At 48.6% G+C, this 26,126-nt stretch carries 25 protein-coding genes; 16 read left to right on the forward strand and 9 right to left on the reverse strand.

Annotated elements, in window-relative coordinates:
- The first annotated feature begins 203 nt into the window (after positions 1–203).
- Positions 204–779 carry an HdeD family acid-resistance protein gene (locus ACKFKH_RS26175; protein ID WP_446861283.1) on the forward strand — a complete coding sequence of 192 codons (576 nt, stop codon included), beginning with the start codon at positions 204–206 and terminating at the stop codon, positions 777–779.
- A 108-nt stretch (positions 780–887) separates the two neighbouring features.
- Here ACKFKH_RS26175 and ACKFKH_RS26180 read toward each other — a convergent pair whose 3' ends face one another.
- Together ACKFKH_RS26180 and msrB are read right to left on the reverse strand one after the other, a co-directional pair.
- A complete protein-coding gene (locus ACKFKH_RS26180) occupies positions 888–1,160 on the reverse strand; it encodes a hypothetical protein (protein WP_446861284.1) in 273 nt (90 codons plus the stop codon).
- Between the two features lie 345 nt (positions 1,161–1,505).
- On the reverse strand, positions 1,506–1,913 hold the full coding sequence (msrB, locus tag ACKFKH_RS26185; protein ID WP_446861285.1) for a peptide-methionine (R)-S-oxide reductase MsrB: 408 nt from the start codon (positions 1,911–1,913) through the stop codon (positions 1,506–1,508).
- Between the two features lie 354 nt (positions 1,914–2,267).
- Between msrB and ACKFKH_RS26190 the strand changes: the two genes are divergently transcribed.
- Positions 2,268–3,242 (forward strand): hypothetical protein, encoded by a 975-nt coding sequence (locus ACKFKH_RS26190; protein ID WP_446861286.1) that lies wholly within the window; start codon positions 2,268–2,270, stop codon positions 3,240–3,242.
- Between the two features lie 354 nt (positions 3,243–3,596).
- Here ACKFKH_RS26190 and ACKFKH_RS26195 read toward each other — a convergent pair whose 3' ends face one another.
- The 6 genes from ACKFKH_RS26195 to ACKFKH_RS26220 form a co-directional block, all read right to left on the reverse strand.
- Positions 3,597–4,763, reverse strand: a complete 1,167-nt coding sequence (locus tag ACKFKH_RS26195) for an MbnH family di-heme enzyme (RefSeq protein WP_446861287.1) — start codon at positions 4,761–4,763, stop codon at positions 3,597–3,599.
- Positions 4,753–5,628, reverse strand: a complete 876-nt coding sequence (locus ACKFKH_RS26200) for an MbnP family copper-binding protein (protein WP_446861288.1) — start codon at positions 5,626–5,628, stop codon at positions 4,753–4,755. Before ACKFKH_RS26200 ends, ACKFKH_RS26195 begins: the two co-directional genes overlap by 11 nt.
- 70 nt (positions 5,629–5,698) lie before the next feature.
- A complete protein-coding gene (locus ACKFKH_RS26205; RefSeq protein ID WP_446861289.1) occupies positions 5,699–8,179 on the reverse strand; it encodes a TonB-dependent receptor domain-containing protein in 2,481 nt (826 codons plus the stop codon).
- 39 nt (positions 8,180–8,218) lie between these two features.
- Positions 8,219–10,729, reverse strand: a complete 2,511-nt coding sequence (locus tag ACKFKH_RS26210; RefSeq protein WP_446861290.1) for a TonB-dependent receptor domain-containing protein — start codon at positions 10,727–10,729, stop codon at positions 8,219–8,221.
- Between the two features lie 147 nt (positions 10,730–10,876).
- Positions 10,877–11,107 (reverse strand): LapA family protein, encoded by a 231-nt coding sequence (locus ACKFKH_RS26215; RefSeq protein WP_446861291.1) that lies wholly within the window; start codon positions 11,105–11,107, stop codon positions 10,877–10,879.
- A 111-nt stretch (positions 11,108–11,218) separates the two neighbouring features.
- Complete coding sequence (locus ACKFKH_RS26220; protein WP_446861292.1) at positions 11,219–12,655, reverse strand: phosphoglucomutase/phosphomannomutase family protein; 1,437 nt, start codon at positions 12,653–12,655, stop codon at positions 11,219–11,221.
- A 116-nt stretch (positions 12,656–12,771) separates the two neighbouring features.
- Here ACKFKH_RS26220 and ACKFKH_RS26225 point away from each other — a divergent pair, with 116 nt between their 5' ends.
- Positions 12,772–13,200 (forward strand): NUDIX hydrolase, encoded by a 429-nt coding sequence (locus ACKFKH_RS26225; protein WP_446861293.1) that lies wholly within the window; start codon positions 12,772–12,774, stop codon positions 13,198–13,200.
- 80 nt (positions 13,201–13,280) lie between these two features.
- On the opposite strand, the gene ACKFKH_RS26230 is transcribed toward ACKFKH_RS26225, so the two are convergent.
- Positions 13,281–14,273 carry a ribose-phosphate pyrophosphokinase gene (locus ACKFKH_RS26230; RefSeq protein ID WP_446861294.1) on the reverse strand — a complete coding sequence of 331 codons (993 nt, stop codon included), beginning with the start codon at positions 14,271–14,273 and terminating at the stop codon, positions 13,281–13,283.
- 439 nt (positions 14,274–14,712) lie between these two features.
- Between ACKFKH_RS26230 and ACKFKH_RS26235 the strand changes: the two genes are divergently transcribed.
- The 13 genes from ACKFKH_RS26235 to ACKFKH_RS26295 form a co-directional block, all read left to right on the forward strand.
- On the forward strand, positions 14,713–15,171 hold the full coding sequence (locus tag ACKFKH_RS26235; RefSeq protein WP_446861295.1) for a GatB/YqeY domain-containing protein: 459 nt from the start codon (positions 14,713–14,715) through the stop codon (positions 15,169–15,171).
- 194 nt (positions 15,172–15,365) lie between these two features.
- Positions 15,366–17,258 (forward strand): protein kinase domain-containing protein, encoded by a 1,893-nt coding sequence (locus ACKFKH_RS26240; RefSeq protein WP_446861296.1) that lies wholly within the window; start codon positions 15,366–15,368, stop codon positions 17,256–17,258.
- Between the two features lie 83 nt (positions 17,259–17,341).
- Positions 17,342–18,031, forward strand: coding sequence for a dethiobiotin synthase (gene bioD, locus ACKFKH_RS26245; protein WP_446861297.1), 690 nt, complete (start codon positions 17,342–17,344; stop codon positions 18,029–18,031).
- A gap of 98 nt (positions 18,032–18,129) precedes the next feature.
- A complete protein-coding gene (locus ACKFKH_RS26250; RefSeq protein WP_446861298.1) occupies positions 18,130–18,231 on the forward strand; it encodes a DUF2887 domain-containing protein in 102 nt (33 codons plus the stop codon).
- A 33-nt stretch (positions 18,232–18,264) separates the two neighbouring features.
- On the forward strand, positions 18,265–18,405 hold the full coding sequence (locus ACKFKH_RS26255) for a DUF2887 domain-containing protein (protein ID WP_446861299.1): 141 nt from the start codon (positions 18,265–18,267) through the stop codon (positions 18,403–18,405).
- 1,032 nt (positions 18,406–19,437) lie between these two features.
- The gene (locus tag ACKFKH_RS26260) at positions 19,438–19,719 is read left to right on the forward strand and encodes a DUF433 domain-containing protein (RefSeq protein WP_446861300.1); all 282 of its coding nucleotides are present in this window, start codon (positions 19,438–19,440) and stop codon (positions 19,717–19,719) included.
- Between the two features lie 5 nt (positions 19,720–19,724).
- A complete protein-coding gene (locus ACKFKH_RS26265) occupies positions 19,725–20,093 on the forward strand; it encodes a DUF5615 family PIN-like protein (RefSeq protein ID WP_446861301.1) in 369 nt (122 codons plus the stop codon).
- Between the two features lie 25 nt (positions 20,094–20,118).
- Positions 20,119–20,253 (forward strand): hypothetical protein, encoded by a 135-nt coding sequence (locus ACKFKH_RS26270; RefSeq protein WP_446861302.1) that lies wholly within the window; start codon positions 20,119–20,121, stop codon positions 20,251–20,253.
- A 216-nt stretch (positions 20,254–20,469) separates the two neighbouring features.
- Complete coding sequence (locus ACKFKH_RS26275; protein WP_446861303.1) at positions 20,470–23,166, forward strand: DNA methyltransferase; 2,697 nt, start codon at positions 20,470–20,472, stop codon at positions 23,164–23,166.
- 47 nt (positions 23,167–23,213) lie between these two features.
- Entirely contained in the window at positions 23,214–23,456 is a 243-nt protein-coding gene (locus tag ACKFKH_RS26280) for a hypothetical protein (protein WP_446861304.1), read from the forward strand.
- Positions 23,453–23,917 carry a type II toxin-antitoxin system VapC family toxin gene (locus ACKFKH_RS26285; protein WP_446861305.1) on the forward strand — a complete coding sequence of 155 codons (465 nt, stop codon included), beginning with the start codon at positions 23,453–23,455 and terminating at the stop codon, positions 23,915–23,917. The genes ACKFKH_RS26280 and ACKFKH_RS26285 overlap by 4 nt, the downstream gene beginning before the upstream one ends.
- A gap of 271 nt (positions 23,918–24,188) precedes the next feature.
- Positions 24,189–25,463 (forward strand): valine--pyruvate transaminase, encoded by a 1,275-nt coding sequence (locus ACKFKH_RS26290; protein ID WP_446861306.1) that lies wholly within the window; start codon positions 24,189–24,191, stop codon positions 25,461–25,463.
- Between the two features lie 13 nt (positions 25,464–25,476).
- The coding region (locus tag ACKFKH_RS26295) for an Rpn family recombination-promoting nuclease/putative transposase (protein WP_446861307.1) at positions 25,477–26,126 on the forward strand (650 nt) is incomplete at its 3' end.

A 26,126-nucleotide genomic window follows, 5' to 3' on the forward strand; every position in this document is an offset into this window, starting at 1 on the left:
ATTCAGTTCGCGGTCATGCTCCATCTATTTCAGCTTTTATTTAGAAATGCGTTCTGAGAAAGAGGGAAAGTAAAGGGCAACCGATCGTCAAAACGAGATCAGCCCCGATCGTAACGTTGAGTCTATCTTAGGGTTGTATTAAATCTCAAAAAAACTCTCTAAGTTATAAAAGCAAATCCAATCACTATAGGAGAAACTTTTGTATGACGACGAATGTTACAGATATCAAGACGGATCTTCAAAAGCAGAATCGGGGTTCGATTTGGATTGGGGTGCTGCTGATTGTATTTGGAATTTTGGCGATCGCACTACCTTCTGTTTCCACTATTTTTGCTGAAACATGGGTGGCTTTGATTGTGCTTTCTGCTGGATTTGCTAAGTTTGGCTATGCATTTCAAACACGCACTCAGGGCGGCTTTATTTGGAAGCTTTTGCTCAGTCTGCTCTACATTGGCACGGGCATCATGTTGTTTGTCAATCCATTCACCGGGATTTTGACGCTGACGATTTTGTTAGGTAGCTTCTTGTTAACAGAAGGTGTTTTTGAGATCATCCTGGCCTTTCGTTTGCGTCCTCAACACAACTGGACTTGGGCCCTTGGGAATGGTATTGTCACGCTGTTGTTGGGCGGCATGATCTGGTTTCAGTTTCCCTTTGATGCGCCCTGGTTACTGGGGACTTTGGTGGGATCAAGTGTACTGTTTACCGGAATCTCACGAGTGATGCTGGCACTCAATCCTCCGTCAGCTTTGAATTCTGATCAGGCGGCTTCTGTGTAAAAAAGCTGTTGTAAAAGCTTCATCTTTAATTGATTTTTCATAACGGGTAACGGGGTAGTGAGCGATCGGGTTGTAATACCTGGCTCATTACCCTTTACGTTTAATGATCTATAACTTACGAGAATCAACTTTCCATAAGCGCTCTAGAGTTGCTATCTGACGATGCAGTACAATTGTTCGATATTTGCGATAGCCCATCACAGGCAAAACAAATAAAAAAGGAAGTACCAGCGCGATCGTTCCTCCGATCACTAGTCCTGTGTCATTGGGTGATGAAGTTGAATTGGCAGCAGGGGGAGCGATCGTATGCACATTGTTTGAACTAATCGGCCTCCAACAGAATGGATATTGCCGCTGTGAACACTGTAGAGAATCAGTCATAACACGCTCTTGATAAGGTTTCTAAAGTAAGTTCGGTCAATTTGTCCAGTCCGTTATTCAGCACTTCTGCGCCTCACCCGTCAAAAATAGGGAACCTGTATCAGTTGGCTAAATAATCTTCTGGTTCAAAGTCCCCCAGCATTAGGGGATTTGGGGGCTGCCCGGATTAATCACCGCAGCGAAAGATTCCATCGAATTCACGTCAAATAGGATTGCTATACGATCGACGCTGCGAGTGGTGCTATTCACAAAATAAAACTCACAAAATAAAACCCAACACCTGATTAAGGCATTGGGTCTCATAATTAACCGCCCCTTTTAGAGAGGCTCAAACCGATGGTGACCTTAAGCGGGAACAAACTTCAGAGAGACACCATTCATACAGTAGCGATCGCCCGTCGGTCTGGGCCCATCCTTGAACACATGCCCCAAATGTCCACCACAACGACGACAATGAACTTCAACACGAGTCATAAAGAGACTGCGATCGCTGGTAGTTTCAATAGCCCCTTCGATCGGAGCATAAAAGCTAGGCCAACCCGTTCCGCTATTAAACTTGGTCTCTGATGTAAAGAGCGGCAACTCACACCCAGAACAGACAAATTGCCCTTCCCCATACTCCTTATCTAAGGGACTGGTGCCCGCCCGTTCTGTGCCATGCTTTCTCAGCACTTGAAACTGTTCGGGGGTGAGCAGCTTGCGCCATTCGTCATCAGTTTTTGTAATTTCAAATTCGTGATTAGTTGCAGCCATGTCTGGTGATTTCCTGTTTAAATAATGGGATGACAAAACCATTCCAGCGATCGTCGTACTACCGATTAGCAAGGTTCGTCTTCTCATATCTCGATCGTATCGCATTCTCGCAAGTCTTGCTGTGTCGCTCTATCAGAAGGATTAATGCAAAGGATTTTTAGGATTTTTGGTGGGGCGATCGTGTTGGTCGGATGCAGCATTATAAATTCCTTCGCTGCGGCTGCATATTCAGAAAGCCTCCTTGTAGGGTAGGTTGAGCCAGCAAAACGCACCCTTCTCAATCTCTCCCTGATTTCCCAGATATCGGCTGCTTCAGCATAGAATGAGTAGGATCGCTTTTACGTGCAACCCGGCATGACCCCCAGCAAACTGACTGATTCTGATAAGCGCCAAATTGTTGAACTGTATCGTCAGCCTGGAGAGACAACGCTCACTCTGGCAGGTCAATATGGTGTCAGCAACACAACCATTAGTCGCATCCTCAAAAGCAGCCTGTCCGCCGAGGAGTATGACGGTCTAATCCAACAAAAGCGGGCGGCCTCTCGCAATCAGTCTGATACGGCTCGTCCAGTCGAAGAAGCACCCGTCCAGGGGAGCATTCTCGAAGTCACTCCTGCGGTCGAACCAGAAGAAGTCGTATTAGAGGAGCCATTAGAGGAGCCATCGATCGAGCTTGCTGCTTCTGTCCCCTTAGTTTCTCCGTCGGGCAGAACGACTCCCGCTCCGATTCGGCGATCGCGCAAACGATCTTCGGCGGAAGCAGAGGTCGCTGAGAATGAATCGATCGAGCCTGAACCGACTCCAGTCCCCAAAGTTTTGCCCACGCTCAAAGAACCGACAGTCGCCGCCGCAGCCCTTTTGGATGACGATTTAAGGGCGGGCAGCCTCTTAGATGAAGAAGAGGACGACCTTGATGACCTCGAAGACGACTTAGAAGAAGGTCTCGACGACGATGACGACGACGATCTGGACGATGAAACCTCGGTCATGCCAGCCCTTCAGTTGAGCGCCACTGAGTTTATTCGCGTCTTGCCCCTGACCGAAGCTGCGATACCTAGAACGTGCTATTTGGTCGTCGATCGCTCTGCCGAATTAATCGCCCGTCCGCTTAGAGAATTTGGTGAACTGGGACAGATTCCTTCTGAAGAAACTCAAGAAAAAACGCTGCCTGTGTTTGATAACCATCGAGTTGCCAAGCGATTTTCTAACATTCGCACTCAGAGAGTGATCAAAATTCCTGACAGCCGAATTCTGCAAAAAACCGCTCCCCATTTGCAAGCTAAAGGCATTACGCGGCTCTTGATCGATGGGCAGGTGTATGCGCTCTAGACAAAACGGAGTTTTTTGCAGAGGCAGAGTTTCAGATTCGCTCCTCTGCTGCTTATCCGTGGTTAATCAACTTGAAAGTGGCGATCGCCTCAAACATCCTGAATTCGAGCGGCTTTGTGCGATGTTAAAAGAATGGAAGCGATCGCAGGAGTCGTTTACGCGGAATTCCCACTGCAATTTTACTTTCAAGCCCATAGAAGAGCCGCGAAAATAACTGAGAAAATTGGCGTTGCTGATTGTGTAATGGAAAATCTACTGTAAGGGTAGCGCCCCCGTGCCTACCCTGGGCTTTCGGGCAACCACTGGGGGATTGCCCCTACATTCAATCATTCATCATTCAGCAACACCAGAAAATTAACTTCGACTGGGATCACTTAAGGCTGGATTGTGGATAAATGATTCATCCGTCAAGCTGTGCAAGAACGCCAGCAGATCTTGCTTCTCTGTCTCAGTGAGTTCAAATCCAGAAATAAAGTGGCTTTTGAACGGATTTTCACGGCCGACTCCTGCATTTTCTCCATGATTCAGCGTTCGTCCACCGACACGGTAATGCTCAATCACCTCTTCTAATGTAGCAATACTGCCGTCGTGCATGTAGGGAGCCGTGAGCGCAATATTTCGCAGGGTGGGAGCTTTGAATCGACCCATATCAGAGGGCTGTCGAGTGATTTCATAGACTCCAGTATTGTTAGCTGGAAAGGCTCCTTTGCCGTCGATGTTGTAGAGTCCGGTATTGTGGAAGGCAATCTCCGTAAAAGCCAGACGTTCATGCTTGACTGAATCTGAGAAATTGAGTACACCGTGACAGTGAAAGCACTCCAGACGTTCGCTGTGAAACAACTTCTCGCCTCGTTTAGCCGATGCAGAAATTGCGTTTTTACTGCCGCCAAACCGATAGCGATCGTAGGGCGAGTCAAATGAAATCAAACTGCGCTCAAAAGATGCCAATGCTTTCGTGAGATTGCTGAGATTAATGGTGCGATCGTCGCCCCCAAATGCTGCTGAAAAAAGCTTTCGGTAAGTTGGATCTTGGCGCAGCATTGCAAGAATCTGCGCTTCTTTACCAACCATGCCTAGCTCGACTGGATGTTCGCCAAACATGGGAACTAGCGCCTGAGTTTCCAGTCGGGTCATCAGAGGATTTGCCCAGGTTAGCACTGAGTTATAAGCAATGTTAGCGAGACTCATGGAGTTGCGGGGATGCTTTTCTCCGGTTGCTCCAACTCCTACCAGTTTGCCATCCGTGAAGGCAAGTTTTTGCTCGTGGCAGGAGGCACAAGAATGAGTTCCGGTGATTGAGAGGCGCTTTTCATAAAATAAATGCCGCCCCAACTCCACTTTGTCAGCCGTCATCGGATTGTCGGCAGGAACTACAGGTTTTGGCAATCCAGCAGGTAAATTCCACTCGTAGGGCTTGGGGGTGGCGAGTGCTTGACTCAGACTAATTGCAAATAGAAACGCGATCGCCAGGATGACAACCCGCCCGACGCTTCGGCTGTTCTTGAGTCTCTTACTCAACACGGAAGAAGGTTTGTGTGACCGCAGGTTTACTCATAAAGGGTAACCCAAGATTTGCCATGATGCCGACGCAGTTGCGATCGTCGGGTTCAGACATGCAGCCTGGTGCAGTTTTGGGTTGATTCTGGTTCAAATTAGTGGTCGCGACTAGCTGTGTTAGATCAGCCACGACTAGATTTTTGACGGGATCAAAGCGAGTCAGCACGATCGTAGCTCGGTTCGGAAAATCACATCGGGAGGGTTTCTCACTAGCAGTTCCAGCCTGACATCCTGCACTGCCTAGATGGATCGGGAACCCGCTGGATGCTTCGCCGCCTGGTTCCTGATGCTTCTGACGACCGCCCATCGGAGCCATTGTCGGACTTTGTAGGTCAATGCGGGCAAACTTATAGCCAAACTGCCAGTTCCACCACAGTCCAGTGAGATTAAGGGGTGAAGGAGCTAGAGTAGAATCTTCGTGGTTTAGCCCAGAGGGAAGTCCAAGCGTAAATTTCAGTCCGGTGTAATTGCCTTTGGGAACAGTGCCAACAATGCGATCGCGCATCTCAGTTGTGCCATTCACACAGGCTCCCATTTTGTTTTCAAAGTCCAATAGCGCCACGTTCTGGTATTGCCACTTGTTATCTTGTTCTAGGATGAGGGGAACGGCTTTACCCTTATCATCAATCAGTGCGACCTCCGACACGTAAAAGCGAAAGTCAGAGAGCGTCTGGTTTGTAGCAGGTTTACCAAGGCTATAGTTTGAGCCACAAGCAAAGGGCTGTTTGCCAACTTTGGCTGCAAATCGAATGGCGATCGGTTTAGTTTCAGCAGAGATTGCAGGAACTCCCATGACTGCGGTGAGCAGGGAAACACTAACCGCTAGCATGATAGTTAATTGTGGAGTAGACTTCATTGACTTTGACACCTTCAACTCAAGTTTACTGGACGTTTTCTAGTTAAAAAGTAGCTTGAATCTGGAAACCAAACAACCGTCGATCGCCAAACGTGGCTAATGGTTCCGCACCCAGAAATGCACCATTGAGATAGCGTTTATCAAACAGATTGTTGACGTAGAAATAAATGGCGTATTTTTTCCATTCGTAACCGACACGAGCATTGACTAACAGATAAGGATCTTGCTGGAGTGTATTCGTATCATTAAAAAACGTGGTGCCATATCCCTGCAATTCTACTCTGCCAAAAATACTATTCCGGCGATATTGCACCGCCAGATTGTAAGTATATTCAGGTGCGTAGGTCAGCTTGTTGCCCGTGAGATTTTCTCTACTCAGCGGGTTGGTATAGTTTGTAAATCTGGCGTTAGTAGTTCCTATCCCTGCGATTAGTTCTACGCTCTCGATCGGTCTAGCGCGAAGTTCTAATTCGATACCGTTGGTCTTGACTTCTGCATTAGCAATGTCCTGAAACAGCCGATTCTGACTGGCAATCAAGACTTGATAATCAGAAACGTTTGTCCAATAGGCGGCAAAGCTCGCGGTGAGACGGTTCTCAAACCAGGATGATTTTGCACCAACTTCATAGCTCCACGATCGCTCTGGGCTTAATGCTAACAGGATTGGATCGGCTGCCCGAAAGTTTTGGGTACTCGGTTTTGCCCCCCGTGCGATGCTGCCGTAAACCGCTAGATTGGGACTGAGGCGATAGGTTGCCGCAAACTTGGGCAGCACTACATCGTCTTCTACTTCGGATTTTCTGGGCAGTAGGCTCTGTGAAAGGATAGTACCGTCGGGTCTGATGAAGATGCGATCGCGATCCAGTTCACTCCGATTTTTCTCATACCTTAAGCCTGTCGTCAGCGTTAAGGGTTCAATGGGCTTAAATTCAATCTGTCCAAATATGGCGTAAGTCGTTTGGTCGAAGTTCGCGGTCGTTTCGCTTGTCCCTGCGGGTAGTCTGAGAACAGTCGCACCGAAAGGCGTTGTCTCAGTTGCTGACGGATCAATGTTGAACGATCGAGACTGAAGATAGCCTCCCAATAGCCACTGGAACCGATCCGCCGTTTTGGGTGATTGCAATCGCAGTTCTTGACTCCAAATCGTAGAATCGACGGCAAATACTCCGCGTTGCAAGTCTCTCAAACTGTTGTCAACATCATTGAGATAACTGATCTCTGAATAGTTTCGCGCACTGATCGACGTAAATCGAAAGCTTGATCCCTCATAGGCGACTTTCAGCGCTTGAGTATTGATCGATGAATCGGAGCGACCTGGCACATTACGCGCCCTAGTGAAGGGATTTGCTTGGTTAATGGGGACAAAGGTTTGATCGCCATCTCGGTTTGCAGCCGCATTAGTATTAAACGAAATGCTCCACGCTTTATCAGGAGTCCAGAGCAGATTAAGCCGTCCTGCTAGACTCGACTGTGCATTGGCATCTTCCTGTAGATTGGTATCTTTTGTGAATCCATCGCGGGCATTGTAGGCACCTGCGAGACGAAAGGCAAATCTGTCAGGCACGATCGCATCACTGAGCGACAGTTGAACGCGCCGTTGATTGAAGTTGCCATAGCCGCCGCCAATGCGAATCTCTGGAAAATTGGTGGGTGGACGGCTGACAATATTAATCACGCCCGCCTGACTCCCGCGTCCGTATAGCGTCCCTTGCGGCCCTCGCAAGATCTCCACTCGCTCTAGATCAAACAGTTCGCCGGGAAGAAATTGGTGAAGATATTCATAGGGCACATCATCCAGGTAAAAGCTAATCGCGTCGCGAGTTAAAAAGTTACTGTTGCCGAGTCCGCGAATCGTTTGAAAGCCAAAGGTACGATCGCCCGATCTCGAAAAGAAATTAGGTGTGTTGACGGCAATGCCGCGAATCGATCGCACATTGGCATCTTCAAGTTCCTGTCGTTGCAGCACAGTTAAACTAATCGGAACATTCTGCGGATTTTGCGGCGTTTTTTGGGCAGTCACTACCACTTCTTCTTCCGGTGATTCGGCAACTGGAGTAACACTGAGAACTAGCCCTGATTGCGCCTGGACAACCGTGCCTTTAGGCAAGCCATCAACCCCCGTTACCGTCACTTGCACTGTATTGTCAGTACTCGCGCTCACTTCAACGGCTGCAATTCCAGCGATCGGATTTTCTCGCCGGAATGTTTGTCCATCAAATAACTGCAATTGAGCCTTGGAAACTTCAACTATCAAACGGTCATTTTGAACAGACGTTGAACCTTGCAGAAGTTTCCCGTCCGCCGTCTCCAAGATGATTTCTAAACCGCCCTGGGTCGGGTTCAACCGTACCCTTGTGATGCGAACAATCTCTGCTACGGGTGATGCTTGAGTTAGCCATTCCTGAATGCTGGTTGCTGCACGCGGTAGATCTTTGACTCGCGGAATCTGTGCATTTGCAGGTCGGATTTCAACACATAATAACCCGACTGTAATTAGGTAAATGAACCACTTGAATCTAACCATTGTTTCGCACTTTAGAACATCTCATCTGTTGTTTTTGCCCTAAAAAGTCGATCGCACTTGAACGCCAAAGGTGCGGCGATCGCCATAGGAAGCCAGGTCAGCAAAAAATCCACTGAAGGCAACTGTGGTGTATTCTTTATCAAACAAGTTATTGACAAAAAAGTAGATGCCCCCACCCTTCCACTCATAGCCAATCCGGGCATTCACCAGCGAAAAGGGGTCTTGCTTTAGGGTATTGGAATCGTTGAAGAAGTAAGTGCCCACTCCTTGCAAATCCACTCTGCCAAAAAAGCCACCAGGGCTGCGGTACTGCGCTCCCAAGTTAAAGGTAAATTCAGGCGCAAAGGTAAGCTTGTTTCCGTTAAAATTTTGTCCTGAAAACGGATTGGTATAGCGCGTAAATCGAGCATTGGTATAGCCAAATCCTGCAATTAGATCCAATCCTCTGAGCAGCTTGGCATTGATTTCTAACTCCACTCCATTAGTTTTGACACCGCCATTGGCAATCAGCGTCGAAAGCCCTGCTCCATCCGTCAAAAGAATCTGATAATCATCCACATCGCTCCAAAAGACTGCTAGATTTGCCGTGAGGCGATTGTTTAGCAAAGTGGATTTTAGCCCCACTTCGTAGCTCCACAGCTTTTCTGGACGCACTAGCAGCGTAGTCGGATCGTTGGAGGCGTAGTTTTGAGTGCCTGGTTTGTAGCCGCGTGAGGCACTGCCATAGACCATCACTGCCGGACTGAGACGATACTGCGCGGCAAATCGTGGTAAGACAATATTGCCATCGGTCACCGAGTCACTAAGCCGCAACCCAGTTGGAGTTTCACCCAGAACTGGATCGGTAAACGAACTGCTGCGGTTTAGGTTGTCTCGGAAGGTTTCATAGCGTAAGCCTGCCGTCAGAGTTAATGCTTCTAGGGGTTGGATATCAATCTGTCCGAAGACGGCGTAGGTGCGTTGATCAAATCGAGCATCGGTGCGATCGATTCCAATCGGAAATCCCAGCGGCTCAACCAGAGGGGTATACTCAGTCGAGAGAAGTAAGTCAAGCGATCGTGACTGATAATAGCCTCCCAATAACCAGCGAAACTGCTTGGCGGTCTGCGGCGACTGTAGCCGAATCTCCTGGCTCCAAATGGTAGAAGGAATGTCCGCTCGACTGCGAAGCAGATCATCCGGTGTGTAGTCAGTATCTTGCGTATAATCCAAACTGGTCTGGTTGCGAGCAGTAATTGCCGTTACATTTACCGCAGACCCTTCATAAGCAATTTTGAGCGATTGAGTGTTGAGTGAAACATCCAACGAACCGGGAATATTGCTGGCGCTTTGAAAGCGATCGCGCTGGGTAATTGGGACGAATGTATTATCACCATCGTTGTTGCGACCACCATTTGCGTTAAAGGAAATTGCCCATTCCTTAGAAGGAGTCCACAGAATATTGGCCCGTCCAAACAAGGAGTCTTGATCATTGGCATCTTCACCCAGCAAGACATTCTTGGTGAAGCCATCCCGCGCACTGTAAGAGCCAGATAGCCGGAAACCCAGTGTATCTTTGATTACGGCATCACTCAGCGATAAAGATGCTTGACGCTGATTAAAATTTCCATAGCCTGCACCAATCCGCACTTCAGGGAAATTGGTCGGTGGACGGCTGATCACATTGATCACACCTGCTTGACTACTGCGCCCATACAGAGTGCCTTGAGGCCCACGCAGCACCTCGACTCGTTCTAAATCAAACAACTCACCGGGCAAGAATTGATGAATATTTTCGTAGGGCACATCATCCAGATAAAAACTGATTGCGTCTCTAACCAAGTAGTTACTGTTACCCAATCCGCGAATTGTCTGAAAATTGGCACCGCGATCGCCCGTGCTAGTAAAAAAGTTTGGAGTCTGGGCTGCCACATCTCGGACAGAACTGACATCGGCATCTTCAATCTGCGCTCTAGTCAGCGTTGTCAAACTAATCGGTACGTCTTGTTGGAGTTCGGGGCGCTTTTGGGCAGTCACTACGACTTCCTCTTCAGGCTCGACAGGCGTGACGGCTAACACTAAACCCGCTTGCGCTGGCACGATCGAAGCTGTTGGTGCATCCTGGCTGCCAGTGATTTGAATTTCAACGGTGGTTGGCGTTTTTTGCAGAATGTCTACTCGATCAATTCCTGAAATCGGCTGATTCGCTTGAAATGGCTGTCCGTTTGGAAGCGCCAAAACAGTGTTTTCGAGTTTAGCAACGATCGCGTTTCCTTGACGCACAAACCGAGGCTGAAAGGCTTGTCCAGTGGAGGTTTCCAGGCGAAGTTCTAGTCCTTGACCTGAAGGCTCTAATTGAACCCGAATAATTTGAACTGGCTCAATTTGTGCTAACCAAGTTTTAACATTTGTCGCATAAGAGCGATCGAACTCCTTGAGACGAAGAATCGTGGAAGATGCCTTGCTCGGATGCTCTGCTAAAGAGGCAATTTGTGCATTTGCAGACGGAATCTTGCATAAGCAAGCGAATCCAACAATGCCCAGAGACGAAAATGATAGAACCTTGACCATTTCACACCACAGTTAGCAAATAATGTGACTCTAGAGGCAAGGAATTGCTCTCGCACACACTCGCTTATGAATACCGTGACGAAAATATAATTGTCAAAAGACAAGCTGTCGTAGTTTAAAGAAAAGAGTCTCTAACGAACATGTCCATTAATCATCGTCTGGCGGATTAGAGAAACCGAGGAGAGGTTGAGCGATCGCCGTCCCCAAAACCCCAATGCCTGCACTAAAGGCCAAAACCAAGCCAAACGGAATCTCAATGAGCTGAAAATTGAGAAATCGCAGCGCCACTGGAGTCGCATTCTGAACAGAGATTAGAGCGATCGCCACGATCCAGACAGCGACGATCGTGGCAGTGAGCAAAGAAGCAAGAGATCTCATAGAAAAAGTTTTAAGTTTCACAATGTCTCAGACTTGGGCTGGCAACGGATTTAGAACGAGTCAAAAAATCTTTGCTCCATTCGTTTTGTATCCGCTGCCAGACGCTTTGATCTAGACGCGAACTGCCTCGATCTGATGAATCATCTTCTCCATGTATTCAGAGAGTTGAGTCATCTTTTCTGGGGAGGTCGTTTCCATGTAAACGCGAATCAGAGGTTCGGTTCCGGACGGCCGCAACAGCACCCAACTGCCTTCTTCGAGGTAGAGTTTGATGCCATCTTTACGACCGACTTCTTTGACTCCAATGCCCGCGATGCTAGACGGAGGATTCTTGGTAAAGGACTCCAGCACAGCCGTCTTGTGATCGTTGGTCAGGTGCATGTCTAATCGATGGTTGTAGAGCGGCCCGCCTGCTTCGGCGATCGCTTCGGCGACCAATTGACTCAAGGGTTTGCCTTCGTAGGCGATCGCTTCCGCCACCAGCATGTCAGCCAACACGCCATCTTTTTCAGGAATGTGACCGATAATGCTGAGTCCGCCTGATTCTTCACCGCCAATCAAGACAGCCGTTTCGCGCATCTTTTCGCCCACGTACTTAAAGCCGACGGCCGTTTCATACAGGTCTAGTCCATATTTGGCGGCAAAATTGTCGAGTAAGTGTGTTGTGGCGACTGTCCGAACGATCGCGCCTCGCTTACCTTTATTTTTGACGAGATGACGCGCCAGCAAGAGCAAAACGGTGTTGGGCGTGAGAAACGTTCCTTGCTCATCCACGATGCCAAAGCGATCGCTGTCTCCATCCGTTGCCAAGCCCACATCGGCGTGATCTTTTTTGACCGCTTCGACTAAGCCGACAAGCTGTTCGCCTTTGGGTTCGGGCATTCCGCCGCCAAACAGCACATCGCGATAGGTGTGGAAGCTTTCAGTTTCGCAGCCGCAGTGATCCAAAACAGTGTCTAGATAGCCGCGAGATGTGGAATAAAGCGCGTCATATTTAACTTTTAGCTTGGCATTGCGAATGCGATCGACATCCAGCAAACTGTAAATAAACTCCAAATAAGCAGGCTTGGGGTCAAAGGTTGAAATCTTATCCGCACTTTTGCCGCTAGGCGGCGCATCCGGAGCACTTTCGAGATTGGCGACGATCGTATCTGTGATCTGCGTGGTGGCCGGGCCAGCATAATCGGGAATGTACTTGATCCCACAGTAAGGCGCAGGATTGTGACTCGCCGTAAACATCAACGCCCCCGCCGAATTGAGGTGACGAGCATTGTAAGCAATCACCGGAGTCGGGCAATCGCGATCAACCACCTGCACCGTCCAGCCCAGGTCTGCCAAGACGCCCGCCGACGTGTGAGCAAATTGGTCAGCCAAAAAGCGCGTGTCATAACTAATCAGCACCGGACGATCTTTTGAGTAGGCAGTTTCGAGATAACTGGCGATCGCGCGGGTCACTTTACAAACATTAGCGAACGTGAAGTCGTCGGCAATAATGCCGCGCCAGCCATCCGTTCCGAATTTGATCTTTGAATTACTACCTAAACTCATAGCTCACACTTCTCATAACTTAGTTTCAATGGTACTAGAAGGCTTTCACGAAAAGGCTAGTTCGTCGCTGAAGTTTATCAAGTGTCGGTTTATTGGGGTCAAGGAGGCAGAACTGCATGAACAAAAAGCCAGAAATTCGTCCGTTGGTGCTGGGCTGGGTGGTGTCAAGCGATCGCCTTCTGGTTGCGGGAGCCTACGATAAAGTCAAAAAAGACTACTTTTACCGATGTTTGGGGGGAGGAGTTGACTTTTGTGAAACCAGTGAAGCAGCGCTCAGGCGAGAGTTTTTAGAAGAAATTCAGGCAGAAGTGACCAATATTCAATATCTCGGCTTTACAGAAAATTTGTTCACTTACAATGGCAAGCCGGGGCATGAATGGATTCAGTTTTATCAGTGTGATTTAGTTGATCCCAGGTTTTACCAACAAACAGAAATTCGCGGAATCGAGGGCAAAACCAAATTTGTCGCGCAGTGGGTGGAGTGCGATCGCTTCCGCAACAAAGAACTACACTTGGTTCCTGAAGTTTGCCTTCAATACCTTTAAAGCGCAAAAAGGGACGCTACGGCCAACGTCCCTCAAAAATCATTAGACTGCGATCTCTTCGAGTTAACCGCACAGGGTCACTACCGAAACATACTACTCACCGAGCTATCTTCGTGAATCCGCCAAATGGTTTCGCCCAGCAGATTAGCCACCGAGAGAACCGTCAGTTGCGGAAAGCGATTTTCTGGCTCAACGGGAATCGTATTCGTGACGATCACCTCTTCCAAAACGCCGCTTGATAGACGCTCGATCGCCGGAGGTGAAAACACCGCATGAGTCGCGCAAGCATAAATCTGACGGGCACCCTGTTCGCGCAGCAGTTTTGCACCCTCCGTAATCGTGCCAGCCGTATCGATCATATCGTCTACCAACACCGCAGTTTTGCCTCTGACATCCCCAATCACATTCATCACCTCAGCAATGTTGTGTGCTTGACGGCGTTTGTCAATAATTGCCAGCGGCGCGTCATCCAGCTTTTTGGCAAAGGCTCGCGCACGAGCAACTCCACCGACATCAGGAGACACCACAACGATATCAGGAAGCTGCTTTTTGGCGAGATAGTCCAACAAAACAGGCGATCCGTAGACATGATCGAGCGGCACATCAAAATAACCCTGAATCTGAGACGAGTGCAGATCCATTGCCAAGACTCGACTGGCACCCGCTTGCGTAATTAAGTTGGCTGACAGCTTGGCCGTAATCGACTCTCGACCAGCGGTTTTGCGATCGGCTCGTGCATATCCATAATAGGGAATCACCGCCGTAATTTGTCTTGCCGAAGCTCGACGACAGGCATCCACCATGATCATCAATTCCATTAAATGATCATTGACTGGACGGCAAGTAGGTTGGATCAGATAGACATCACAGCCCCGAATCGATTCTTGAATCTGAATATATAGCTCGCCATCGGCAAACCGTTTTCGCACCATTGGACTGAGATCCATGCCCAGATAACGAGCCACCTCTTGCGAGAGCGGAACGTTAGCAGAGCCAGATAAAAGGCGTAGACGATTGTTGTCAGGAATGGACGGCAGACCAGACGGAGCAATTAGAGTTGCAGAACGGATCACATCAAGCCCTCGAACACGTTCACCGCAATCTTATCACCGAGGCTTAGAAACATCGCCCCAGATTTCGCTGATTTAAAGTATTTATTAACACCCAAAAGCATTGGCAATCGCTGAATTTGCGCTGAATTTGAACAATAAAATGCTGACGCTGTTAGAAAGCTGACCAGAGCGATCGCACCTTTCTTCAATCGAGAGAGCGATTCACTTTGGGCGATTTGTTAGCCAGCAGTTGTTCAGTCGATTTGTATTTAACGTCACTTATTCTGCCAAATTTAGCGAATAACTGCAATCAAATTCTTTAATGTTGTGAGAATTTGATGAATCGGAGTTTCCGGTATCAAAACAATTGCTTTTGAGTGAGAAATATGCTGCTTTAATCCTAGCGCCGCGCTCGTAAGCTATCCTAAAAAATCCAGCCCCACGCACAGGAGGACAGCCCATGAGCTTGATCGATCGCATTGGTGAAGGCATCAAGACCGCCATGAAATCGAAGGATAAGGTGCGGTTAGAAACGCTTCGCAGCATTAAGAAAGTCTTGTTAGAAAAGGAAGTGAGTGTGCGTCCGACGGGGCAAACCGAGTTGACCGAAACCCAGGAGATCGAAGCGCTTTCTCAAATTGCCAAACAGCGACGGGACTCGATCGAGCAGTACCAAAAAGCCAACCGCGACGATCTGGCCCAGCAAGAAGCAGCAGAACTCGTCATCATCGAAGAGTTTTTGCCTCAACAGCTTTCTGATCAAGAGATCACGCAAGTGATTGACGGGATCATCGCTCAAGTTGGGGCCGCTTCTGCAAAGGATATGGGTAAAGTCATGGGGCCAGCGATGCAGCAGTTAAAGGGCAAAGCGGACGGCAAAAAAGTTCAGGAATGGGTTAAAGCTAGACTGGGAGCGTGAAAACAATTGGCTGTTTAGAGAGCGATCGCTTTCGTCAAAACAAATTACGGATCTGCTGTCTCATGTTCTGCTTTGGGCTGTAGACTTTAGACTGAATTTGGGGTGAGTTTTTGAGCACAAAGCTGGAACCTCAGCGTCACTTCTCTAAACCTTCTGTAAAGATAAAATTTAAGTGTGAGCGATCGAATCTACCTATGCAAACCGCTATCCCCACTGGAACCATCCTGCAAAACCGCTACCGCGTCCTCAGCATTCTAGGGCAGGGCGGGTTTGGTCGAACTTATCTCGCAGAAGACCAGGGGCGGTTTAATGAGTTGTGTGCGCTCAAAGAATTGATGCCACCTCAAGACAATGCCTACGCCCTGGAGAAATCCAAAGAGCTTTTTCAGCGCGAGGCTCAGGTGCTTTATGGGATTCAGCATCCTCAAATTCCCCAGTTTCGGGCGACGTTTGCTCAAGATCAGCGCTTCTTTTTGGTTCAAGATTACGTCGAAGGCAAAACCTATCGAGCGCTGTTAGACGAACGCAAGTCTCAGGGATTTGTCTTTACAGAAAATGAGGTGTTGCAGCTTGTGCGGCAGGTGCTTCCCGTCCTGTCCTACATTCACGGCAAGGGCATCATTCACCGAGATATTGCCCCCGATAATGTGATTTTGCGAGAAAGCGATCGCCTGCCTGTCCTGATCGATTTTGGCGTAGTCAAAGAGTTGGCAACTCGCATTCAGTCTCCCGAAACCGTGCGCCAGCAGACCACCGTCGGCAAACTTGGCTACGCTCCCACCGAACAGATGCAAACGGGACGCGCCTATCCCAATAGCGATTTGTATGCTTTGGCCGTGACGGCGGTTGTGTTGCTCACCGGGCGAGAACCCCAGGAACTCTTTGACGAAACGACAATGACCTGGCGCTGGCAACGCTTGATCACGATCAATCCTGGCTTTTCTCAAGTCTTGAACAAGATGTTGAGCTATCGTACAACCGATCGCTTTCAGTCCGCTAACGAAGTGTTGCAGGCGCTCCAGTCTCCGGCCAGCGTGGCCCCACTACCTCAAACTCCTCCGCCAATGGCCACGCCGCCAGCCCAACCCCAAACGCCTATCAATTCTCGAATGGACACGATGGCCGTGGGTCGATCGCCTCTTGCCGATCCTGCAACCGCTAACACGTCGATCAATCGAGCCGAGCCAACGATTCCGACTCGCAGTTCGCTTTGGGATGACCCCTGGGCTGTGGGAGCGATCGGGACAGGATTAGTCTTGCTCACGGGCTTGGGTTCTTGGACGCTGGTACGCACTTTGATGAACCCTTCGACCCCTAGCCCTTCACCGACCCAAACGATCGTGGCGAGTCCGAGTCCGACGATCAAGCCGACCCCCAAGCCGAGTCCCAGTCCCAGTCCCACGAGTGAGCCAGTTGCGTTTAGCCAACGGTTAAATGTGGCAGACGGCAAGCCTGTGTCGAGAGACGGGACGCTGAGAGCCAACGAAACGCTAAACTTCATTGTTCCAGGACAGCAAGGACAGCAGTTAAATGCAGCGCTGACTAGTGAAGGGGTGTTGATGACGGTCTTGGCTCCTAACAAAGAAGCGGTGGACGATCGCTCAACCCGCGTCTCAAACTGGAGTGGAGAACTGCCCTTCACGGGCGATTATTTTGTGCAACTCAGAACGGTAAAAGGGCTGGCCAAGAGCGACTTTAAGCTGGATGTCAATCTCAAAACACCTGCTGCACCTACTCCGACGGTTGCTCCAACGGCTTCTCCCGATCCTGATCCGGGTGGAAATCAGACTGTTGAAACTGAAAGGGTGAATATTCCATCTGGACAAGTCGGGACGCAACTGAGCGGAAATGCCAGCCCCCAAGTGATCAAGCGTTATCTGGTGAATGCTCAAAAGGGTCAGCTTCTCAGTGCCCGGCTGCGGAGTGGAGATGCGACGCTGACGATTCGCTACCCGGATGGCAGACCTGTTGAAGATGCTTCGGGAACGCTGCAATGGCAGGCTCAACTGCCCATAGGCGGCGACTATCAGGTCGATGTGGTGGCTAACGGAAACACTGAATTTCAGCTAGATATTAATGTTCAGTAGCCGAGGTGAAGGGGCAGGTAGGTGGTAAGTTTTTAGTAACCAAGCTTCTATCTTTTCTGTCCTCTCACACTGTCAAGATTCTTTTGAACGCACTACTGATTACTGGAACCGATACAGACGCTGGAAAAACCGTTTTAACAACGGCACTGGCCGCCTATTGGCAAACTTACTGCAATTCTCAAACGCTGGGAATTATGAAACCGCTTCAGACGGGAGTGGGCGATCGCGAACTCTACGATCGTCTCTTCTCGCTAGATCAAACTTGGGAAGAACTCAATCCCGTCCATTTTGATGCGCCGTTGGCTCCTCCGATCGCTGCCGAAAAGGAAGGCAAGCGCGTCAAGCTAGAGAAGATTTGGCAGGCGTTTGAGGCATTACACCGACAGCGAGATTTTGTGCTGGTAGAAGCGCTGGGTGGACTGGGATCGCCCGTGACTCGTGAAACGACGGTAGCAGATTTGGCGTGGGATTGGCGATTGCCTGTGGTGTTGGTGGTGCCTGTCAAGTTGGGTGCGATCGGGCAGGCCGTAGCTAATGTGGCTTTGGCTCGACAGTCCAAAATTCATCTCAAGGGGATTGTTCTCAATTGCGTGAAGCCCTGTTCTGAACAAGACATTGCAGATTGGGCACCTGCGGATTTGATCGAGTCGCTGACGAGCATTCCTGTGTTGGGCTTGATTCCCCATTTGTCTGACCCGACTGATTTAGTGAAGTTGGCGCAAGTCGCTGCTGACCTGGATCTAGAGCGATTGCTTCCATTGGGTGAGGGATGAGGGAGAACTTCGATGATCTGTTCCCCCTTTGGCGGTAATCCGCTGCGCGAGGAGGGATGAGGGATCGTCGATAATTGGACTAGTTCTGGCGTTCTTGTATGGGGCGTGATTCCATTTTCTTTCGCTTGTTTCAGCAATCTCCGACACGGTTGTTTGAGTTGCTCGATCGTCCTCTAGAGAATGGCGAACACAACGTGTAGCGAAGCTTGCGCGATCGGGTTGACTCGGTAGCTGTGAAAGAAACCAAGTTTGAGATTGATGGAGTGTTTCTGCCACCCGCAGGTGATGCACCGGGCACTGTTTACTTTTGTGAGGTGCAGTTTCAGCGCGATGAGCAACTGTATGAGCGGCTTTGGAGTGAGGTCTCTCGTTAACGTGAATTCGATGAGAGTTTTTTCGCTTCGTTGTTCACGGCTTCTGCCCCCCAACCCCCCAATTTTGGGGGACTTTAAGAGAGGAATTCTGGTTCAAAGTCCCTCACTCGTGGGGGATTTAGGGGGCGTTCCTGGATCTAAAAGCGAAGCGAAGCGTTCATCGAACTGATGTCTCGTTATAGAAGTGGGAGGGTTCGGGAACCCACAAAACCCATCGTGCTTTAGCCGTGGGCTGTCGTTAGGGTTCCCGCGCCTGCGGTAGCAGGCAGAGTCCAGCAATCTTCATAAAATCGCGCTCCTTTTTGCCGTATATTTGTAATTGTGGACAAGGTAATCAACCACGTTAAAAACCTAGCCGCCCAAGGGCACGCTGCACCTTGAAAACTGAATCTATGCGGTTCTACTGCATTTTTCTAGACTCCCCCTCGCAGTAGGTAAAAGATTCAGAGGAGCTAGACGAACAGCTTTTGGAGCAATTGCCTCCGAAATTAAACAGGACTTGCAGAAATGCAAATAGGGTAGGGCATACCCGAATGAACGCTTGGGGAGAATCCCACCTCTGGTCTGGACGACGCAAGGAATCCAGGTTAAGTGGTTTCGATGAGCCAAGAATCCCACTGCCTTTAGGCGTGGGAGTGTCAAGATGTACAAGTTCACACCGTTGAGCTGTCGAGAGGTGGACGTACACAGGCAGAAGCACTCGCGATCGCCCTTTTGAATTTTGGAACAATCACTGATCTCAAAATCTGGCTGGATGAGAATGGTCAGCACCTCTGAGAGGATAGGTTTTGGAGTGATTCTACGATCGCTTGCATGAGTTCAAGGCGATCGTCCTTGTAAGTTCGGGAGCGATCGCCGATCTCGAAACTTGGTTGGATGAGAATGGATAAGCGATCGCTCTCCCAACATAGCTGTGAAAGGACGATTGCGTTTCTCAAGCCGTTTGGGGAGAAGGGGCAATCGGAAAGCGCGCTGGCTGGATAATTGGCGAATCGATTATGATCAGAGGATTAAGCTAGAAGCGGTTCAGCTATGATTTCACCTTCTACGGATATTGCGACATTGGTAGCGAGGTCTCCTGAAACATTGGGCGGACGACCCCGAATAGCGGGAACACGCCTTTCGGTGCAGCGCGTGGCCGCATGGTACAAAATGGGGCTGAATGCGGAGGAGATTTGTGATCGTGTGGGGACGGTGAGCCTAGCACAAATCTATGCAGCGTTAACGTACTATCACAGCAATCGGGCCGAAATTGAGCACTATTTGGCTGAGGAAAAGGCTGAATATAGAAGGCTTTCGGCTCAGGTTGGGTAGTGGTTATGAGTGATGTGCGGTTGTACATTGACGAGGATGCAATGGATCGGCGGTTGGTAGAGTCTTTGCGTGGCCGTGGGGTTGATCTGATCACCGCAGGAGAAACTTTAACAACTGGTTTTAGCGATGAGGAACAGTTGATTTTGGCAACGTCTCAGGGACGGATGTTTTACACGTTCAATGTGGGCGATTTTTGTCAGTTGCATGGCCAGTTTTTGGCGGATGGACGCAATCATGCGGGAATTGTTGTGTCATCACAGGATTATGCGATCGGTGATCAGATGCGGCGGCTATTGAAGCTGATTGCGGATCGATCGGCGGAATCAATGGTGAATCAGCTTGTTTTCCTGAGTGCTTATTCTGGTGAAGTTTAGCAAAAAAAGTAGATCGACCCTCCCGATGCTGAAGTTCGATCAGTCTTCTCGAAAGTCAAGCGGTGGTTGGGTAAGGGCGATTTCCGGTGGCAGGTTTGATCAACGGAAAGGGCGATCGACTGTTTGGCAATTAGATTATGCGGCGATCGCGAATGGATAGTGCAATAACTTTTGTTGTCAGGTCTGGTGAAAGCATGGTGCAATTTTTGGGATGCAACAGTTGATTTCAGTATAGGTGCGATCGTGGTTGGGGGGAGAGAGGCATTCATCCAACAGAAAAGCGATCGTAGGTTTAGGAAGCGGGGGGATTGACTTTTTTGCAGCGCAGTCATTGCTAAAGTTGATAACTTAGTAGAAACATTGAGCTTAATTGTCCATGTCAGCGACTCCCGAAACTCTGCAAAAGTTTGTTCTATTTCGTCAGCAACATCTCAAAGGTGATGAAAAAGGAGAGGCTCAGGTGTTTCTCGATCGCTTCTTTCGTGCGTTTGGGTATGAAGGCGCGATCGAGGCGGGGGCCGTGTATGAGGAGCGGGTGAAAAAGGGCAGCAAACAGGGGAAGACGGGCTTTGCGGATCTGGTCTGGAAGCCTCGCGTTTTGATTGAGATGAAGAAGCAAGGGGAAGATCTCAACAAACATTATTCTCAAGCGTTTGAATATTGGACTCGACTGGTGCCCGATCGTCCGCGTTATGTGTTGTTGTGCAATTTTGATGAGTTTTGGATCTTTGATTTTGATACTCAACTTGATACGCCTGTGGATATGATTCCGTTGGTGCAGTTGCCTGAGCGGGTGAGTGCGTTTGCGTTTATGGAGTTTGAGAATCGCGCTCCGGTATTTCGTAACAATCAGGTGGAGGTGACAGAACGGGCGGCGCGGCGGATGGGTGAGTTGTTGGTGTTACTCAAAAAGCGAGGGCTAGAGGGGCTGGTTGCTCAACGATTTATTTTGCAGTGTGTGTTGGCGATGTTTGCAGAAGATCGGGGGCTATTGCCGAATAGTTTGTTTATTTCTTGTGTGCAAGACTGTCAGGGTGGGCAGAGTTCTTATGATGTTTTGGGTGGGTTGTTTCGGGAGATGAATACGCTGGGGGTGACTCCGGCGGGGAGATATCAAGGGGTTGATTATTTTAATGGGGGTTTGTTTAAGACGGTTGACCCATTGCAGCTTACGCGAGAAGAACTAAACTTTTTGGAAGTGTCTGCTTTGGAGGATTGGAGTAAGATTCGCCCGGCGATTTTTGGCAATTTGTTTGAGTCTGCGATCGATGCAACTGAGCGCCATGCTCACGGAATCCACTTCACGTCGGAGGCTGACATCATGAAGATTGTCCGCCCAACGATTTCGCGCTATTGGGAGGAGCGGGTTGAGGCGGCAAATACGATCGCTCAACTCAATGCGCTGCAATTGGAATTACAAAATTACAAGGTGCTTGATCCGGCTTGTGGAAGTGGAAATTTTCTCTATATTGCCTATCAAGAACTGAAGCGAATTGAAAAGATGTTGCTCGATCGCATTGCCGAAAAGGGTCGATCGCCGCGTGATCAGATGCGAATGAGTTTTGTGACTCCGCAGCAGTTTTATGGCATGGATACTAACCCGTTTGCGGTAGAACTGGCGCGGGTGACGATGATGATTGGGCGCAAGGTGGCGATCGATCGTCTGGGCTTGTTTGAGCCTGCACTCCCGTTAGACACGCTAGATGACAATATCGTTTGCAAAGATGCATTGTTTAGCGAATGGGTAAAAGCAGATGCAATTATTGGCAATCCGCCATTTTTGGGTGGTTATCGAGTGCGTCGAGAACTAGGTGAGGGTTACACTAACAGTCTCTCCAAAGCATTTCCAGCAGTTAAAGATAAAGTAGATTTCTGTATTTACTGGTTTCGTCTAGCTCATGACTCAATTGATGAAACTGGAAGGGCTGGATTAGTTGGAACAAACTCAATCAGTCAAGGTAAAAGTAGAATTGCTTGTTTGGATTACATCACTCAGAATAACGGTCATATCAACGAAGCAATTTCTACTCAGGCTTGGTCAGGTGAAGCAAACGTTCATGTGAGCATTGTAAACTGGAGCAAGATAGACTCCAAGAACTATTATCTTGACAACCAAAAAGTTGAACAAATCAGTTCTTCACTCAGATCAACAACTGATGTCTCCCAAGCTTTTAGACTAAAAGCAAACTTCAACAAGTGTTTTGAAGGTGTAAAACCGACAGGAAAAGGCTTTTTAGTTGACGAACAGCAAGTAAAAAAATGGATTCAGGCTGATTCTAAGAGCCAAGATGTCCTTAAACATTTTGCAGACGCAATCAATATCACGAGAAGTCCTCATGGAATACCAGATCGCTGGATTATTGACTTCTACGGCATGAGTCTAGAAAACGCAAATGAGTACAAACTACCTTTTGAACACATTAAGATTACAGTCAAACCTGAGAGGGACAAGAATCGTGATGAATCCACTAAACTAAATTGGTGGTTATCACCCCGTCCTCGACCCGCAATGAGAGAAGCAATGAGTTCTTTGTCTCTCTATTTTGTTGTTCCTAGACACTCCAAATGGTTTGTTTTCATCCCTGCTCAAGCTAGTTGGCTACCTGGTGATTCTACAAAAGTTGTCACATCAGAAGACTTCTACATTCTTGGGATTCTCACTTCTAACGTGCATCGTATTTGGGTAAAAGCACAAAGTTCTACACTCAAAGGCGATACTCGCTACACTCACAACACCTGTTTTGAAACCTTCCCTTTCCCCCAAACTCCCGATGCGAAATTAGTCGAGAGAATTCGCGAAACTGCTGTCAAACTCCATGAATATCGCAGCGAACAAATGGAGAAAAAACAGTGGGGCATCACCAGACTCTACAACGAATATTTTACCGAACCCACCAGCCAGCTTTTCAAACTTCATGCCCAACTTGATAAGCTCGTGCTTCAGTCCTATGGCTTCAACCCAGACGACGACCTTTTAGAAGAGCTACTAACCTTAAACTTAGAACTCGCAGAAAAAGAGAAACAAGGAGAGACGATCGTCGGCCCCTGGGCACCTCGAAGAGATGAGGGATGAGGGATGATCTCGCTATAATTTAGGCACATTTATAGATCCTCCTTGTCATGTCAACTTCAATCAAAGACGCTTTGCATCAAACGATCGATCAACTCAGCGAACAAGACTGTCAGCAAATCTTAGCGTTTGTTCACTCCCTTCAACAAAATGCTTCGCCCACCTTAAAACGACTTGCCAGCGACCCCACCTTCAAAATTCCATCTCAAGGACTCAGCATCTTTCGCACCGTTGACCCTATCCAAGCTGAAGGCATTTCCGCTTCTAACCTTTTACTAGAGGATCGGCGTTGATCATCTACTACTTGGATGCTAGTGCTTGGGTGAAACGCTACTATCAAGAACTCGGCACTGTTTGGCTACAAACCCTGTTTGCCCAAAATCCAACCTTTGCTTGTGCGACCCTGGGAGCGATCGAAGTAACCGCAACCTTAGCGCGAAAACAAAAAGCACTCCAGATAAAACCCGCGCAATTTCAACCTAAAATTCAAGCCCTGGAAGCAGATTGGCAAAATTTTATCCAAATTCAACTGACATCCAACGTGGTCGATCAATCGAAGCATTTAGCAGAGCAACTAGCACTTCGTGGGGCTGACTCCATCCATCTCGCCTCTGCTTTAGTCTTACAAAATCATCTATCTTCGACAGACCAGCTAATCTTTATTGCTTCAGACCAAGAGCTGAAAACTGCGGCTCAAACGTCTGGATTAGTAATCCTTGATCCAGCCATAGAAGAATCTAAAGCCACTCCATAACTATTTCGGCGTTGCTGAATCTAGGTATGAATTGTCAAATCTACCCTCACCCTAGCCCTCTCCCAAAAGGAGACCGGACAGAAATTCTGGCTCCCTTCTCCCCAGGGAGAAGGGTTGGAGATGAGGGCAATTCACACTTGCATTCAGCAACGCCACTATTTCTACCTTCTCTTGAAAAACGCCCCACCCAGAACAGCGATCGATCAGTCCTTAATCTAGCAACAACGCCCTCTCATCAGGTAGCATCAAAAGACTGTATCACCATACGATTATGAATCCTGCCCTGAGTCAGTTTGGCACTGATATGTCTCGCTTGTCTGGAGTCCGAGCGATTATGAAAGACATTATTGAGACACTGCGATCGGGCAATGGGCAAGACTTCATTAACCTCAGTGCTGGAAATCCAGTCATTTTGCCAGAAGTAGAGCAACTATGGCGCGACTGCACACTCGAACTACTAGATAGCGCAGAATATGGCGAAGTCGTCTGTCGCTATGGAGCCAGCCAGGGATATCAGCCGCTGATTGATGCCGTGGTGAATGATTTTAATCAGCGCTATGGGTTGCAGTTGACCGAGAAAAACATTCTCATTACCCCCGGTAGCCAAAGCCTTTATTTCTATGCTGCCAATGCGTTTGGGGGCTACACCACCAGCGGAGAATTGCGGCAAATTGTCTTACCGCTCAGTCCCGACTACACAGGCTATGGCGGCGTAACGCTCACTCCCGAAGCCCTGATCGCATACAAACCAGAATTGGAAATCGATCAGACTGCCCATCGCTTCAAATACCGTCCTGATTTCGGTCAGCTACAGATTACAGAAAGTACAGGATGTGTGATTTTTTCACGCCCCTGCAATCCGACGGGCAACGTCTTGAGCAATGACGAAGTACATAAAATTGCAACACTCGCAGCCACGCAAGATGTCCCCGTTTTGATCGACTCTGCGTATGCTCCACCGTTTCCAGCATTAAATTTCACAGACATGACTCCGATGTTTGGGGGCAATGTGCTGCACTGTATGAGTTTGTCAAAAGCAGGACTGCCCGGAGAGCGGATTGGCATTGCGATCGGCAACACATCCCTGATTCAAACACTCGAATGCTTCCAGACAAATATGTGCATTCACTCGCCTCGATATGGACAGGCGATCGCTGCTCGTGCCATCCGTTCTGGCAGACTAGCCGAGATTTCAGAAAAGATTATTCGTCCGTTTTATCAGCACAAAATTGGCATTGTTGAAGAGACGCTCGATCGCTGTATGCCTCAGACTTTACCCTGGTTTTTGCATCGCGGAGAAGGGGCGATTTTCGCGTGGCTGTGGCTCAAAGATTTGCCCATTTCAGACTGGGAATTTTACCAGCAACTCAAACAGGTGGGCGTGATTGTCGTCCCCGGCAGCACATTCTTTCCAGGCTTGCGTCAAGAGTGGGCCCACAAAGAACAATGTCTGCGAATTAGCTTAACGGGAACAGATCAAGAATTAGAAACAGCCATGCAGCGGTTATCACAACTGGCAGCGCAGGTTTATCAACAGATCACTTGAGCTTCCCAGCGACATGAAAACAGATTCCATTTTTTACCGCCTGTTTCAGACCTTTCCTAGCATCTTTTTTGAACTGATTGGTCAAGAACCGTCTGAAGCCAGTGCTTACGAGTTTTCCTCAGTTGAGTTAAAGCAAACTGCGTTTCGGATTGACGGATTGTTTTTGCCGATCATTGACTCCACCCAACCGATCTTCTTTCTAGAAGTTCAATTTCAAAAAGATCCAACGTTCTACGCTCGCTTTTTCTGCGAGATCTTTCTCTACTTGAGACTGTATGCCCCCACCAAACCGTGGAGAGCAATCGCCGTGTTCGCCAAACGCAGTCTAGAACCGACTGAAATCCTCCCTTATCAGTCTTTGCTAGAATTACCTCAAGTGACTCGCCTGTATCTCAACGAATTGGGAGACTTAGCCGATAGTTCTCTCGGTATTAGCATCATTCAGCTAGTCGTCGAAACCAAGCGTCAGACTCCGAGGCGGGTACGGCAGTTGATCGAAAAAGCTCGATCGCAACTAGCCGATCAACGTCTTCAACAAGAAGTGCTAGATTTAATTGAAACGATCGTATTGTACAAACTTCCCAAAATTAGCCGTCAGGAGTTCGCAGAAATGTTTAGTCTGAGCGATCTAAAGAAAACTCGCTACTATCGAGAAGTTAAAGA

It is taken from the genome of Phormidesmis sp. 146-20 (assembly GCF_052939475.1).

Bases quoted from the DNA above. Each gene is read 5' to 3' on its own strand.
- ACKFKH_RS26175 (WP_446861283.1), top strand. From the start codon at position 204: ATGACGACGAATGTTACAGATATCAAGACGGATCTTCAAAAGCAGAAT.
- ACKFKH_RS26180 (WP_446861284.1), bottom strand. From the start codon at position 1,160: ATGACTGATTCTCTACAGTGTTCACAGCGGCAATATCCATTCTGTTGG.
- msrB (WP_446861285.1), bottom strand. From the start codon at position 1,913: ATGGCTGCAACTAATCACGAATTTGAAATTACAAAAACTGATGACGAA.
- ACKFKH_RS26190 (WP_446861286.1), top strand. From the start codon at position 2,268: ATGACCCCCAGCAAACTGACTGATTCTGATAAGCGCCAAATTGTTGAA.
- ACKFKH_RS26200 (WP_446861288.1), bottom strand. From the start codon at position 5,628: ATGCTAGCGGTTAGTGTTTCCCTGCTCACCGCAGTCATGGGAGTTCCT.
- ACKFKH_RS26205 (WP_446861289.1), bottom strand. From the start codon at position 8,179: ATGGTTAGATTCAAGTGGTTCATTTACCTAATTACAGTCGGGTTATTA.
- ACKFKH_RS26210 (WP_446861290.1), bottom strand. From the start codon at position 10,729: ATGGTCAAGGTTCTATCATTTTCGTCTCTGGGCATTGTTGGATTCGCT.
- ACKFKH_RS26215 (WP_446861291.1), bottom strand. From the start codon at position 11,107: ATGAGATCTCTTGCTTCTTTGCTCACTGCCACGATCGTCGCTGTCTGG.
- ACKFKH_RS26220 (WP_446861292.1), bottom strand. From the start codon at position 12,655: ATGAGTTTAGGTAGTAATTCAAAGATCAAATTCGGAACGGATGGCTGG.
- ACKFKH_RS26225 (WP_446861293.1), top strand. From the start codon at position 12,772: ATGAACAAAAAGCCAGAAATTCGTCCGTTGGTGCTGGGCTGGGTGGTG.
- ACKFKH_RS26235 (WP_446861295.1), top strand. From the start codon at position 14,713: ATGAGCTTGATCGATCGCATTGGTGAAGGCATCAAGACCGCCATGAAA.
- ACKFKH_RS26240 (WP_446861296.1), top strand. From the start codon at position 15,366: ATGCAAACCGCTATCCCCACTGGAACCATCCTGCAAAACCGCTACCGC.
- ACKFKH_RS26250 (WP_446861298.1), top strand. From the start codon at position 18,130: ATGGGGCGTGATTCCATTTTCTTTCGCTTGTTTCAGCAATCTCCGACA.
- ACKFKH_RS26260 (WP_446861300.1), top strand. From the start codon at position 19,438: ATGATTTCACCTTCTACGGATATTGCGACATTGGTAGCGAGGTCTCCT.
- ACKFKH_RS26265 (WP_446861301.1), top strand. From the start codon at position 19,725: ATGAGTGATGTGCGGTTGTACATTGACGAGGATGCAATGGATCGGCGG.
- ACKFKH_RS26270 (WP_446861302.1), top strand. From the start codon at position 20,119: ATGCTGAAGTTCGATCAGTCTTCTCGAAAGTCAAGCGGTGGTTGGGTA.
- ACKFKH_RS26275 (WP_446861303.1), top strand. From the start codon at position 20,470: ATGTCAGCGACTCCCGAAACTCTGCAAAAGTTTGTTCTATTTCGTCAG.
- ACKFKH_RS26280 (WP_446861304.1), top strand. From the start codon at position 23,214: ATGTCAACTTCAATCAAAGACGCTTTGCATCAAACGATCGATCAACTC.
- ACKFKH_RS26290 (WP_446861306.1), top strand. From the start codon at position 24,189: ATGAATCCTGCCCTGAGTCAGTTTGGCACTGATATGTCTCGCTTGTCT.